The organism is Variovorax sp. MHTC-1 (assembly GCF_003984645.1).
GTDB lineage: Bacteria > Pseudomonadota > Gammaproteobacteria > Burkholderiales > Burkholderiaceae_C > Variovorax.
In genome coordinates this window covers 1-12,015 of record NZ_RWKI01000041.1, presented here as the reverse complement: position 1 = coordinate 12,015, position 12,015 = coordinate 1, and the positions used below count along the sequence as shown (strand labels likewise).

Genomic DNA, 12,015 nt, shown 5'->3' with positions numbered 1-12,015 from the left:
GCCAGGCGTTTCCCTTTTTGGTCTGGTGCATCTCGGGATCGCGCCTATTGCCCTCGTTCTTGGTCGAGCTGGGCGCAGCGATGATGGTCGCGTCCACGATGGTGCCCGCGCGCATCAGAAGACCTTGCTCGGCAAGATGAGCGTTGATCTCCTCGAACAGCGCCTTGGTGAGGTCGTTGTCCAGCAGCAGGCGCCTGAACTTCAGCAGCGTGGTGGCGTCGGGCACCGACTCGCGCGACAGGTCGATGCCCACGAAGTCGCGCAGCGCCTGACTGTCGTACAGCGCGTCCTCCAGCGCCTCGTCGGCCAGGCCGTACCACTGTTGGAGGCAGTACATGCGCAGCATCCGGGGCACGCCGATCGGCTGGCGGCCGACGCGTCCGCTCGTGGGGTACAGAGGCTCGATCACGGCGATCAAGCGCGCCCACGGCACCACGCGCTCCATGTCGGCCAGAAACTTCTCGCGTCGCGTGCGCTTCCTTTTCATCGCGTACTCGGCGCTGGCAAAGCTGCGTTGGTTCATCTCGGTGGTGCTGTGACTTGCGGTCGCTTCACGCATGCACGGGCCGTGCCCGCCGCAACCTATTGATCAGCATTTCCCTAGCCGATTTCAGTGGGGCACGCGATCGGTGCCGCTCTGGTTGTCGTGGCCGGGCTGCTTGCGCTTCGCTCGGCAGTCAATGCGGATCGCAGGCCGCTCAAGGAAGTGGCACTCCCCTTGGATCGCAAAGTGAGGAGGATTTCGGCATCACTCGATGAGCGCGCGCTTAACGTCTTCCTGCAGGCTGCGCAGGTGCTTGCGCATCGCCGTCCTCGCCCGCTCCGGATCCCGGGCGCGCAGCGCGCGAACGATCTCGCCGTGCTCGTCGTGGTTCTCGCGCTGACGATGCAGCGGACTGTGCAGGCGGAACAGCCGCGCATTGACGCGCAGTTCTTCCACCAGCCGGGGAAAAACCACGTTGCCGCTGGCGGTGGCGATCAGAAGATGGAAGCGGTCGTCGAAATGCCAGTGCTCCGTTTCGTTGTGCTCGCCGCTGTCGAGTTCGCGGATGTCGGCCTCGAGCGTGTCGATTTCCGCATCCGTGATCTTGCCGACGGCGAGCGCGATGGCTTCGCATTCGATCACCTCGCGCGCACGCATGCAGTCGAAGTATTCTTTGGTGCCCAGCGCGCGCACGGCATAGGAGCGCGCGTCGCGCCGCACCAAGAGCCCCTCGCCGGCCAGGCGCACCAGCGCTTCGCGCATCGGCGTGCGCGAGATGCGCAGATCCTCCGCCAGGCGCCCTTCCTGCAGCGGGCTGCCGGCGGAGATCTGGCGGTCGAGGATCAGCGTGCGCAGCCGCTCGTAGGCCTGCTCGGCGAGGCTGGCGGAGCGCACCTCGAGCGGTGCGATCGTGATGGTGGCGGGTTGCGTCGGACTGGGGAGGCTTGGCATGCGAGAAGAGGCTCTTTCCACGAGGGATGGGGAAAAGCTTATCAGGCCGGCATTGCGAGGACGGCAATCGTCACAGCCACTTGTCCAACGGGTTGCCGTCGTTCGGCGCGCGCGGCCGCAGGCAGGGCTGGAAGCGGCCTGAGCCGGCCTCGGCCGAGAACACGCCGTCCTGCCAGACCACGCGCCCGCGCGAAACGGTGACGCCGGGCCAGGCGCGCAGCGCCATGCCCTCGTAGGGCGTGTAGTCGGCCGCGTGATGGAGCATGTCGTTGGAGATCCGCTTCTCCTGCCCGGCGGCGAAGACGTCCCAGACCACGAAGTCGGCGTCGCTGCCGACCGCGATCGTTCCCTTCTTCGGGTACAGGCCATAGAGGCGCGCCGGGTTGGTTGCGGTGAGTTCGACGAAGCGGTGGATGTCGATGCGGCCCGCGAGCACGCCTTCGCTCATCAGGAGCGGCAGGCGCGTCTCCACGCCCGGAATGCCGTTGGGGATGCGGTCGAAGGAAGGCTGGTCGCCGGCGACGCGCTTGCCGTCGGCGCCGTTCATGTTGAAGGGTGCGTGGTCTGACGAGAAGATGGTGAAGAGCCCGCTCGCGAGCCCGTTCCAGATGAACTGCTGATTGGCCTTGTCGCGCGGCGGCGGACTGCAGATGCAGCGCGCACCGTGCATCGGGTCGTCGGGATCGATACCCAGATCCTCGGCGCTCAGGAACAGGTACTGCGGGCAGGTTTCCGCGTGGATGGGAAGCCCCCGCCCGCGCGCCCAGTGGATCTGCTCGACCGCCTCGCGGCCCGACACGTGCACGATCAGGATCGGCGTGTCGACCAGCTCGGCCAGCGCGATGGCCCGGTGCGTGGCCTCGCGCTCCACGGCCATCGGCCGCGAGCTGCCGTGGTAGCGCGGGGCCGTGAGGCCGGCATCGAGCAGCTGCTCGGTGAGCCAGGCGATGCAGTCGCTGTTCTCGGCATGGATCATGGTCATCGCGCCATGGCGGCGCGCGGCCGCGAGCACCTCGATGATCTGCCGGTCGTTCAGCTTGAGATCGTCGTAGGTCATGTAGATCTTGAACGACGTGTAGCCCTTCTCGATCAACGCGGGGAGCTCGCGCTGCGTCACGTCCTTGGTGGCGTCGGCGACGATCAGGTGGAAGGCGTAGTCGATCACCGCCTTGCCCTCGGCGCGCCGGTGGTAGTCGTCGACCGCTTCCTGGATGCTGCGCCCCTTCTGCTGGGCGGCGAAGGGCAGCACGGTGGTGGTGCCGCCGCAGGCGGCGGAGCGCGTGCCGCTGAAGAAGTCGTCGGCGAAGCGCGAGCCGTCGCTGGTCGGCTGGTCGAAGTGGCAATGGCCGTCGACGCCGCCGGGCGTGACCAGGCGGCCGGCCGCGTCGATCTCGCGTGCGGCCGAGGCATCGAGGCCTTGCGCGATGGCGCAGATGCGCCCGTCGCGCACGCCGATGTCGGCCCGGTAGCGGTCGCCGACGGTGGCGATGTCGGCGTTGCGAAGGATCAGGTCGTAAGTGCTCATGAGAGGTCCCTCGCTAGCGCTGCTCGAGCACGACGTCGGCGGCCACGACCGGCGCGCTCGCGTTGCCGTAGGCGCGGCCGTAGTGGCGCTCGATGCGGCGCTGCACGAAGTCCCAGGCGGTGGTCATCAGCAGGTAGTAGATTGCGGCGACGAGGAAGAGCTCGAGCACCATGAACTTCTCCTGGATCAGCACCTGGGTGCGGCGCAGCAGTTCCTCCATCGAGATCACCGAGGTGATCGAGGTGGTCTTGAGCAGGCCGTTGATGCTGTTGCCCAGCGTCGGGACGATCAACCGCATTGCCTGCGGCAGGATGACGTAGCGCATGGTCTGCGCATTGCTGAAGCCGACGGCGCGCGCCGCGTTGGTCTGGCCCACCGGCACCGACTGGATGCCGCCGCGAATGATCTCCGCGAGATAGGCCGCTTCGTTGAGGATCAGCCCGAGCAGCGCCGACTCGATCACCGACAGCTTGAGCCCCAGCTGCGGCAGCCCGGTGTAGATGATGATCAGCTGCACCAGCAGCGGCGTGCCGCGGAACACCCAGATGTAGAAGTGCGCCGGCCCAGCCAGCCAGCGCTGGCTGGAGAGCCGGGCCAGGGCCAGCGCGCAGCCCAGGACCAGCCCGCCCGCGATCGCCGCGAGCGTGAGCCACAGCGTGGTGACTGCACCGTTCAGGATGTACGGATTGAACAGGTAGTCGAAGAACCCCGACCAGTTCCAGCCTTGATTCATGGACTTTCCTTCGTGTGCAGAGGGGCGGTGCCGCAGCTCAGCTCGCGGGGCCCTTGACGGTCACGGCGCCGTCGATCGCCTTCACGCCATACTGGTCGAACAGCCTCTGGAAGCTGCCGTCGGCCTTCATGTCGTTGAGCACCTTGGCCATCGCGACGGCGAGCTCCTTGTTGCGCGTGGCCAGCGCCACCGGCGTTGGGAACAGGCCATGGAGCACGCGATCGAAATCGCCGCGCTTCTGGTATTCGGCACCGGTGGAGTCGATCGACAGCGCCACCTCGACCTGGCCCGCACGCAGCGCCTGGAAGGCCATCGCGAAGTTCTCGAAGGTGCGGATGGTCATGCCCTTCATGCCCTTGTCGGTGAGCTGCTTGTCGAGCTCGCGCGCCTTGCGCTCCTCGAAGCCGCCGATCTCCACGCCGATGCTCTTGCCCGAGAGGTCGTCGGGCTTGGCGATCTTGAGCGGGTTGCCCTTGGCCGTGCTGATGCTGATGGCCTGGTCTTCGTACTGCAGCATCTGCATCAGCTTGGCGCGCTCCTCGGTGTAGAAGATCCCGGTGTTGATCACGTCCCAGCGGCCGGCCTGCAGGCCCGGGATCATGGCCGAGAACTCGATGCGCACGTATTCGGGCGTGAGGCACAGGCGCTTGGCGATGGCTTCGCCGAGCTCCACGCGCATGCCCTTGAGCGCGCCGGTCTGGTCGACGAACTGCATCGGCGGCAAGGTCGGATTGACCGACATCACCAGCGTGCCCTTCTTGACGAGCGCCGAGTCGGGCACCGGCGACTTGCAGGCCTGGGCCTGGGCCTGGGCTTGAACCCCGCCCACGCCGAAGACGAAGAGAGCAAATGCCGATGCGAGAGCGGGAAGCAATTTCATGGTGGATTCCTTCAGGGGATGGACGAGACGAGCAAGGGGAAGGGGGGGCGCTCAGGCGCGGATCGAGTCGAGCAGGCCGAGCTGGTCGAGCGCACGCCGGAGGTCGACCGCATCGGCCTCGGGCAGCGGCAGGCGCGGCGCGCGGGGCTTGCCGACCGGCAGGCCCATCATCGAGAGGCCGTCCTTGGAGGCAGCGACGTAGCGATGGCCGCCGACCCAGCGCACGATCGGCAGCATCTTCTTGTAGAGCGCGAGCGCGGCGGGCATGTCGCGTTCGTCGGCGACCATCTCGAAGAGGCGCGCCGACATCTTCGGGATCAGGTTGGAGCACACCGCGACCCAGCCCTGGGCGCCGAGCCAGAAGGACTCGTAGCCGAGGATGCCGGCGAACACCGTCATGCGGTCGCCGCAGAGCTCGATGATGTCTCGCACGCGCGTGACCTCGAGCGTCGACTCCTTGATGTACTTGCAGTTGTCGATGCGCGAGAGGCGCGCCACCAGCTCGGGCTTGAGGTCGACGTTGGCCGTGGCCGGGTTGTTGTAGACCATGATCGGGATGCCGATCGCCTCCCCCACCTTGCGGTAGTGCGCGAACAGCTCGTCGTCGGTGGGCGTGCTGTAGAAGGGCGGAATGATCATGACGCCGTCGGCGCCCATGGTCTCGGCCTCGCGGCTCAACCGCACGCACTCGTCGGTCCACTCCGCGCCGGTGCCGATCAGCACGGGCACGCGTTTTGCTGTCGTGCTCACGCAGGTTTCGATCACCAACTGTCTTTCCTCGGCCGTCAGCGACAGGAATTCGCCGGTGCTTCCCAAGGGGATCAGCCCGTGGATGCCCTCCTCGATCTGCCAGTCGACCAGCTTCTTCAGTGCCGGCACATCCACCTGCTTGCCGTCCGCGGTCATGGGGGTGATGAGCACCGTGTAGGTGCCTCGGAACGCTGTCATGCCCGGTCCTCGGTTGAAATCGAATGACGAAGTATATGTATACGTGTAGTATACGTATACATTAGACCGCGTCAATGCGGTTTTCGCTTCGACCGCAATGAGCGCCAGACTGATCCACCCTTCCATCACTGCGAGCGGGCGCCCCGTGCGCTTCTGGTATGACGGCCGGCCCATCGACGGCCTGGAGGGCGAAACCATTGCGGCCGCCCTGGCGGCCAGGGGCATCCGGCAGCTGCGCCATACACGCGGCGGCCAACGCCGGGGCCTGTACTGCGGCATGGGTGCTTGCTTCGATTGCCTGGTGACGGTGGACGGCCGCGCCAGCCAGCGCGCCTGTCTGACGAAGGTGGCCGACGACCAGCAGGTGCGTTCCACCATGGCGGCGGGAACGCCGGCGGACCCGCTGCGCCCGCTCGCGCCCGAAGCGGCCGCCGAACCGGCAAGCCTTCAGGTCGACCTGCTGGTGATCGGCGCCGGGCCGGCGGGCCTGTCGGCGGCGCTCGCGGCGCGGCGTGCCGGGGCCGAGGTGCTCGTGCTCGACGAACGCCTGCAGCCGGGCGGCCAGTTCTACAAGCCGCTGGCGCCCTCCCACCAGGCGGCCGCGCCGCCCGATCGCCAGTTCGCGGATGGCCTCGCGCTCGAACAGCAAGTGCGCGCTGCCGGCGTCACCGTGCAGCAAGGCGCACAGGTGTGGGCCGCATTCTCGCCCCGGGAGGTTGGCGCGCTGATCGACGGGCACGCGACCGTGATCGGCTGCAGGCAACTCGTGATCGCACCCGGCGCCTACGAGCGCCCGGTGCCCTTTCCCGGCTGGACGCTGCCCGGCGTGATGACGACCGGCGCCGCGCAGACGCTCGTGCGGGCCTACCGCGTGGCGCCGGGCCAAAGGGTGGTGATCGCGGGCAACGGGCCGCTCAATCTGCAACTGGCCGCGGAGCTGCTGGCGGGCGGCGCCGAGGTCGTCGCGGTGCTCGAATCGGCCATGCGCCCTTCCCAGGGCCAATGGCGACAACTAGCGACGGCCGCGCGCACCGCACCCGAGCTGCTGCGCGACGGCTGGCGCTACATGCGACAACTGCGCGCCCATCGCGTGCCATTGTTGTGGGGCCACGCGGTGGTCGCCGCCGAAGGCGAGGACGAACTGCGCGCCGTGCAGGCCGCGGCGATCGATGGGCAATCGGCGACGCTGCGCTTCGAGGCCGACACCCTGTGCCTGGGCTACGGCTTCATTCCTTCCACCGAACTGGCGCGCATGCTGGGCTGCGAGCACCGCACGGTGGATCGCCATCTCGGCTACCTCGCCACGGTGACGCGCGAAGACGGCGCCACCAGCCTGCCCGGCGTGTTCGTCGTGGGCGACGGTGCCGACATGGGCGGCTCGCGCGTCGCACTGGCACGCGGCACGCTGGCCGGCACGGCGGCAGCGCGCAACCTCGACCTGCGCGCGCCCGAGCCGCGCAAGGAGCTCGGCCAATTGCGGAAGGCCGAGTGCTTCCAGCAGGCGCTGTGGTCCCTCTACCAGGCACCGCCGATCTCGCTGGCAACGACGCCCGACGACACGCTGCTGTGCCGCTGCGAGGAGATCAGCTTCGGCTCGGTGCGCGAACAGATCCGCGCCGGCCGCGACACGCTGGCCGCGCTCAAGCGCAACACGCGCCTGGGCATGGGCCGCTGCCAGGGCCGCTACTGCGCGGTGACCGCCGCGAAGCTCGTGAGCGAGCTGACGGGGCGGCCGCCCGAGGTCGAGCAGTACTTCGCGCCACGCCCGCCGGCCAAGCCGGTGCCGGCCGGTGCGCTGGGCTTCGAGAAGCCCGAATGGGGCGGCCACAAGCCTGCCATCACCCCCAACCTCGCCCGGCCCGTGGAGCACGCGCCCTTCGCGCCGCTGCGCACCGAGGTGCTGGTGATCGGCGCCGGCGTGCTCGGATCGTGCCTCGGCTACTACCTGTCGAAGGCCGGCCGGGACGTGACGGTGGTGGAGCGTGACGACATCAACCTGCAGGCCTCCGGCGCCAACGCGGGCAGCCTGCACGTGCAGCTGCTGTCCTTCGATTTCGGGGCCAAGGCACAGGAAGGCGGCGGCCCGGCCGCGGCCACGCTGCCGCTCGGGCCGATGTCGGTACGCCTCTGGCAGCAGATCGAGGCCGACTGCGGCGAGGACCTCGAGATCAAGATCACCGGCGGCCTGATGGTGGCCGACAGCGTGGCCGGCATGCGCTTCATCGAGGCCAAGGCCGAGTTGGAGCGCGGGCACGGCATCGACGCGCAAGTGATCGACGGCACCGAGCTGCGGCGGCTCTCGCCCGCGCTTTCAGAGCAGTTGCTGGGTGCTGAGCTGTGCCCGATGGAAGGCAAGATCAACCCGCTGCGCGCGACCTACGCGGTAGCGACGCGCGCACAGCAGCAAGGCGCGCGCATCCTGCGCGGCTGCAATGTGCAGGACATCGAGCGGCTGCCCGGCGATGGCGCCGGCTTCACGGTCCACACCTCGCGCGGCACCATCCATGCGGGCCGCATCGTCAACGCGAGCGGCGCCTGGTCGAGCACCGTCGGCGACATGCTGGACGTGAAGATCCCCGTCAAGGGCGCGCCGCTGCAGATGATCGTCACCGAGCCGGCGCCGCCGCTGGTGGACCACCTGATCGCGCATGCCGACCGGCACCTGAGCCTCAAGCAGGCGGCCAGCGGCGGCCTCATCATCGGCGGCGGCTGGACGGCCGCCTTCCACGAGGACATGCGCCTGAACCGCGCCGAGCGCGCCAGCATCGAGGGCAGCCTGTGGGTGGCGCGCCGGGTGCTGCCCGCCGTGAGCGGCCTGCACATGGTGCGCTGCTGGGCCGGCATGAACGTCAACATCGACGGCGCGCCGATCCTCGGCGAAGTGCCCGGCGTGCCCGGCTTCTACAACGCCGTCAGCTCCAACGGCTACACGCTGGCGCCCATCGTCGCACGCCTCGTGACCGACCTGATCGTGCACGGCCGCACCGAGATCGACATCACCCCGTTTCGCATCGACCGTTTTCTCTGAACCTCCACCATGACCGACCCTTCTTCCGCGCGCGACACACTGCGCCAGTTCATCGACACGCATTTCGACGAGCAGGTGCGCACGCTCGCGCAACTGGTGCAATGCCCTTCCGACAATCCACCCGGGGACTGCGCGCCGCATGCGGAACTCACGGCCCAGCTGCTCGAAGGCATGGACTTCGAGGTGGAAAGGCATGCGGTGCCGGCCGAGTTCGCGGCGATGCACGGCATGCGCAGCGTCACCAACCTGATCGTGCGCGAACGCTTCGGCGACGGCCCCGTGGTGGCGCTCAACGCGCATGGCGACGTCGTGCCGCCGGGCTCGGGCTGGAGCGTCGACCCCTATGGCGGCGAGGTGCGGGACGGCTGGCTCTACGGCCGCGGCGCAGCGGTGTCGAAGTCCGACTTCACGACCTATGCCTTTGCCCTGCGCGCGCTCAAGCAGCTGCACGCATCCGGCATGCCTCTCGCCGGCACGGTCGAGCTGCACTTCACCTACGACGAGGAAACCGGCGGCATGGCCGGGCCGGGCTGGATTCTTTCGCAAGGCCTGAGCCGGCCCGACTACGTACTCTCGGCAGCCTTCTCGCACCACGTGGTGGTGGCGCACAACGGCTGCCTGCACCTCGAGGTGACGCTGCGCGGCAAATCGGCCCATGCCGCGCGGCCGGACACCGGCCACGACGCCATCGAGGCCGCGGCGACGCTGTTGCCCGCGCTCTACCGCTACCGCGACGTATTGGCCGGCCGGCCTTCGCAGACACCCGGCATCACGCATCCGACGATGGTGATCGGCCTCATCGACGGCGGCATCAACACCAACGTGGTCGCCGACGCGCTGAGCTTGCGGATCGACCGGCGCATCGTTCCGGAGGAAGTCCCCGAAGCCGCGGAGACCGAGCTGCGCGGCGTGATCGAGGACGCCTGCCGCGCGCTGCCCGGCATCTCGGTCGAGATCCGGCAGATCCTGCTGGCCCGGCCGTTCGCGCCGGCGCCCGGCGCCCAGGCGCTCGCCGATCTTTTGTGCCGCGAAGCCGGCGCCGTGATGGGCAAGTCGGTGACGCCGATCGGCGTGCCGCTCTATACCGACGCGCGCCTCTACAGCGAGGCCGGCATCCCCACCGTGATGTACGGCGCAGGGCCGCGGACGCTGCTCGAAGCCAACGGGCACCGCGCCGATGAACGCGTTCCACTGGACGAACTGCACAAGGCGACGTTGGTCGTCGCCAACAGCCTGCTGCAACTGCTGGCGCGTTGAAGTTCAGGGTGGAGTAGTCGGCCGGGTTGGGCATTTGATGCCCTTCTGCGATGCGCGGACGATTCCGCGTTGGTTCCAGATCGAAAACAAGGTCAACCCCTTTTGGCGTGGAGCTTGCGGCACGCCAACTGCAGACCGACGGCGGGCTATGCTAAGGAGGCGTACTTCGGAGCTTTGGTGCGCGAGGGGCCGCGCTGCGCTACCAAGATTTTCGTTGACAAGGCCGTCTCGCGCGCCAGGTTCTGGAAACCTTGTGCCATCTGACTGGCCGGAGGTTTCAGCATGGTCGAGGGCGAGGCGCCAAGGATCGCTTTCGCCTGGCGATTCAGGTGGGAATGGTCGTAGTAGCCGTGGCGCAGCGCGAGCTCGGACCAGCGTTCGGGCGACTCCGGCGCAATGAGTGCAGCCCGGAGGCGCATCACGCGCGAAGAGCTTGGGGCGGCACGCCGATGGCGCGGCGAAAGCGGCGCTCCAGCGTGCGTTCCGTGGCGCCGAACTCGCGAGCCATCTGCGCAACGCTCATGTTGTACTGCCGCTGCACAGGTGCGTCACGGATCGCTCGACGAGTCGATCGCCTTCACTCGTCCGCAACAGCCCTAGCAAGAAGCGCTCGACCTGCCTGCCCCGCGCCAACGGGGTTGGGAGTTCATACAGTTGCGACTCGAGGTCTTCGACCGCGCACTACTACCCGGGCGGGCTGCGACGCTTCGTCACACTGCTGGGCTGTTCCGCAAGCAAGAAGATCTTCCTGACCGGGATGACGATGGACAGCGAAGAGTTGCTCAGGATCGGCTTCCTCACGGAGCTGGTAGAACGCGATGAGTTTCAGCCGCGGATCAACCCCTACCGGGACCACATTGCTCGCCGCGACGTTGCCGATCCAGCACGAAGTGGCAAGCTCACGGATCTGCTTGGGGTCCACCGATGGCTGTGCTTCGTATTCGAAGCCCTCCAGGGTGCGCACGCAGGGGAACTTGGCGATCGACATGCCCATCTGGGATGCGCCGTTCATCCTTGCGCGCGACCTCGGCCGCACACAGCATCGACAGCGCCTCGCGCAGGTTCAGTTCGGCACGCCCGGCTTGGTCCAGCAGTGTGTCGAGCTGATCGCGGACGGCGGTCAGCTTCAGGCGCGTGAGCATCGGTTCCAGGTCGCCCGACACTTCCAGCGCCGCGGCCTTGGCCTTCTTGCCGGCGGCCATCACCAGCGACCTCCGAGGGCGCTCTCGTATTCGGCCAGGGGACGCAGCACCTCGGCGGGCATGGCACGACGGCAGAGCCTCCGGCGCAGCGCTTTGAGCGCGACGAGCGCCAGGCACTCGCGCCGCTCGCCGCCCGGGCTCCCTTTCCGCAGGTGCGCGAACTCACCGGCGGGTCCACAGCGACGCCTGCATCGAGCTGGACACCAACCGCTACAGCGTGCCGTGAAAGCTCATCGGCGAGAGCGCGACCGTGGTCGCGGCCGAGCGGCAGGTTCGGGTCCTTTACGCCGGTCAAGGGGTCGCCTGCCATGCGCAGAACTCAGGCCGGCGCGTCACGGTGATCGAGCGTGCCCATCTGGCCGGCATCGTCGGCTCGAACTTGGTGGGCGTGAGCTGGCTGACCAGGCCATCAACCGACGTCTCGCTTGTTGCGCTGCCTGCGGCCGTGCACGCGCAGGTCGGCAACCTTCCGCATCCAGCGCGCCAGGTGGGCCTGCAGGTGTTCCGTCGAAGTGAAGCGATACCCGGGTCGACGCCTGGTGCTTGCCACTCGCAAGCAGAACTGGGGTGAGGACCGCGTCATGTTCTTCGACGCCCGTAGGCAAAAAGGCCGCTATCAGCGCTCTGAATGACAAGTATCAGGAAGCCCAGAAGTAAGGGAACACCCTAGCATTCGGTCTTCGGTCTTCGGCCTCGGCCACTCGTTCCTGGGAGGATCACGATGACTTCTTTCTTCGACCAGCGTCAGCAGCGCGCAATGGGGAACACCGCGTTTTTCTTAGTCAACCAGATTTGGGGCCGTGCCGCCGCCGCGGCGCAGGGTTGGCAGCGCTGTGCCAGCGCCATGGCAAACGAGCGCTTCCTGGCGCGCGCCACGCACGATCCGCGTCTGCTCGAAGAACTGCAGGCAGCGATTGCGCGCCATCAGTCCGCCCCCTGAAGGCCGATCGCGGGCTGGCAGTCCGGCGGATGTTGTGGCTCGCATGATCGCTCCGCGCAGCCGTGCT

General features: G+C 67.9%; 14 protein-coding genes and 1 pseudogene. 5 read left to right on the top strand and 10 right to left on the bottom strand.

The genetic code is table 11. The annotated features are described in order from the left end of the window. The 6 genes from EJI01_RS27550 to EJI01_RS27525 all read right to left on the bottom strand — a co-directional run. On the bottom strand, positions 1 to 523 hold a 523-nt coding region (locus tag EJI01_RS27550; protein ID WP_126840294.1), incomplete at its 3' end, for an IS5 family transposase. A gap of 225 nt (positions 524 to 748) precedes the next feature. After that, positions 749 to 1,435, bottom strand: a complete 687-nt coding sequence (locus EJI01_RS27545) for a GntR family transcriptional regulator (RefSeq protein ID WP_126840293.1) — start codon at positions 1,433 to 1,435, stop codon at positions 749 to 751. Between the two features lie 70 nt (positions 1,436 to 1,505). Then, positions 1,506 to 2,960 (bottom strand): dihydropyrimidinase, encoded by a 1,455-nt coding sequence (gene hydA / locus EJI01_RS27540; RefSeq protein WP_126840292.1) that lies wholly within the window; start codon positions 2,958 to 2,960, stop codon positions 1,506 to 1,508. A 13-nt stretch (positions 2,961 to 2,973) separates the two neighbouring features. Next, the gene (locus tag EJI01_RS27535; RefSeq protein WP_126840291.1) at positions 2,974 to 3,693 is read right to left on the bottom strand and encodes an amino acid ABC transporter permease; all 720 of its coding nucleotides are present in this window, start codon (positions 3,691 to 3,693) and stop codon (positions 2,974 to 2,976) included. Positions 3,694 to 3,730: 37 nt separating this feature from the next. Next, entirely contained in the window at positions 3,731 to 4,573 is an 843-nt protein-coding gene (locus EJI01_RS27530) for an ABC transporter substrate-binding protein (RefSeq protein ID WP_126840290.1), read from the bottom strand. A 51-nt stretch (positions 4,574 to 4,624) separates the two neighbouring features. Then, complete coding sequence (locus tag EJI01_RS27525; protein WP_126840289.1) at positions 4,625 to 5,521, bottom strand: dihydrodipicolinate synthase family protein; 897 nt, start codon at positions 5,519 to 5,521, stop codon at positions 4,625 to 4,627. 97 nt (positions 5,522 to 5,618) lie between these two features. On the opposite strand from EJI01_RS27525, the gene EJI01_RS27520 reads away from it, so the two are divergent. Both EJI01_RS27520 and EJI01_RS27515 read left to right on the top strand, forming a co-directional pair. Further along, positions 5,619 to 8,549, top strand: a complete 2,931-nt coding sequence (locus EJI01_RS27520; protein ID WP_126840288.1) for an FAD-dependent oxidoreductase — start codon at positions 5,619 to 5,621, stop codon at positions 8,547 to 8,549. A gap of 9 nt (positions 8,550 to 8,558) precedes the next feature. Next, entirely contained in the window at positions 8,559 to 9,806 is a 1,248-nt protein-coding gene (locus tag EJI01_RS27515; protein WP_126840287.1) for a M20/M25/M40 family metallo-hydrolase, read from the top strand. Between the two features lie 146 nt (positions 9,807 to 9,952). Here the strand turns inward: EJI01_RS27515 and EJI01_RS27510 are convergent, their stop codons facing one another. The 4 genes from EJI01_RS27510 to EJI01_RS27500 form a co-directional block, all read right to left on the bottom strand. Further along, positions 9,953 to 10,228 carry a hypothetical protein gene (locus EJI01_RS27510; protein WP_126840286.1) on the bottom strand — a complete coding sequence of 92 codons (276 nt, stop codon included), beginning with the start codon at positions 10,226 to 10,228 and terminating at the stop codon, positions 9,953 to 9,955. Next, a complete protein-coding gene (locus EJI01_RS27505) occupies positions 10,225 to 10,329 on the bottom strand; it encodes an AraC family transcriptional regulator (protein WP_126840285.1) in 105 nt (34 codons plus the stop codon). Before EJI01_RS27505 ends, EJI01_RS27510 begins: the two co-directional genes overlap by 4 nt. A gap of 123 nt (positions 10,330 to 10,452) precedes the next feature. Beyond that, a complete protein-coding gene (locus tag EJI01_RS29770) occupies positions 10,453 to 10,794 on the bottom strand; it encodes an ATP-binding protein (protein WP_409513988.1) in 342 nt (113 codons plus the stop codon). Next, the gene (locus EJI01_RS27500; protein ID WP_312846092.1) at positions 10,706 to 11,008 is read right to left on the bottom strand and encodes a hypothetical protein; all 303 of its coding nucleotides are present in this window, start codon (positions 11,006 to 11,008) and stop codon (positions 10,706 to 10,708) included. Before EJI01_RS27500 ends, EJI01_RS29770 begins: the two co-directional genes overlap by 89 nt. 154 nt (positions 11,009 to 11,162) lie before the next feature. Here EJI01_RS27500 and EJI01_RS29765 point away from each other — a divergent pair. From EJI01_RS29765 to EJI01_RS27490, 3 genes and pseudogenes are all read left to right on the top strand, one after another. Next, a pseudogene (locus EJI01_RS29765) lies at positions 11,163 to 11,234 on the top strand (Mu transposase domain-containing protein); the annotation flags it as partial. Positions 11,235 to 11,258: 24 nt separating this feature from the next. Beyond that, on the top strand, positions 11,259 to 11,579 hold the full coding sequence (locus tag EJI01_RS27495) for a hypothetical protein (protein WP_126840284.1): 321 nt from the start codon (positions 11,259 to 11,261) through the stop codon (positions 11,577 to 11,579). Between the two features lie 150 nt (positions 11,580 to 11,729). Continuing rightward, complete coding sequence (locus tag EJI01_RS27490) at positions 11,730 to 11,948, top strand: hypothetical protein (RefSeq protein WP_126840283.1); 219 nt, start codon at positions 11,730 to 11,732, stop codon at positions 11,946 to 11,948. The last annotated feature ends 67 nt before the right edge of the window (positions 11,949 to 12,015 follow it).

What these genes read in the sequence shown, in the direction of transcription:
- EJI01_RS27545 (WP_126840293.1), bottom strand. Translation starts at nt 1,435, where the DNA reads ATGCCAAGCCTCCCCAGTCCGACGCAACCCGCCACCATCACGATCGCA.
- hydA (WP_126840292.1), bottom strand. Translation starts at nt 2,960, where the DNA reads ATGAGCACTTACGACCTGATCCTTCGCAACGCCGACATCGCCACCGTC.
- EJI01_RS27535 (WP_126840291.1), bottom strand. Translation starts at nt 3,693, where the DNA reads ATGAATCAAGGCTGGAACTGGTCGGGGTTCTTCGACTACCTGTTCAAT.
- EJI01_RS27530 (WP_126840290.1), bottom strand. Translation starts at nt 4,573, where the DNA reads ATGAAATTGCTTCCCGCTCTCGCATCGGCATTTGCTCTCTTCGTCTTC.
- EJI01_RS27525 (WP_126840289.1), bottom strand. Translation starts at nt 5,521, where the DNA reads ATGACAGCGTTCCGAGGCACCTACACGGTGCTCATCACCCCCATGACC.
- EJI01_RS27520 (WP_126840288.1), top strand. Translation starts at nt 5,619, where the DNA reads ATGAGCGCCAGACTGATCCACCCTTCCATCACTGCGAGCGGGCGCCCC.
- EJI01_RS27515 (WP_126840287.1), top strand. Translation starts at nt 8,559, where the DNA reads ATGACCGACCCTTCTTCCGCGCGCGACACACTGCGCCAGTTCATCGAC.
- EJI01_RS27505 (WP_126840285.1), bottom strand. Translation starts at nt 10,329, where the DNA reads ATGAGCGTTGCGCAGATGGCTCGCGAGTTCGGCGCCACGGAACGCACG.
- EJI01_RS29770 (WP_409513988.1), bottom strand. Translation starts at nt 10,794, where the DNA reads ATGTCGATCGCCAAGTTCCCCTGCGTGCGCACCCTGGAGGGCTTCGAA.
- EJI01_RS27500 (WP_312846092.1), bottom strand. Translation starts at nt 11,008, where the DNA reads ATGGCCGCCGGCAAGAAGGCCAAGGCCGCGGCGCTGGAAGTGTCGGGC.
- EJI01_RS27490 (WP_126840283.1), top strand. Translation starts at nt 11,730, where the DNA reads ATGACTTCTTTCTTCGACCAGCGTCAGCAGCGCGCAATGGGGAACACC.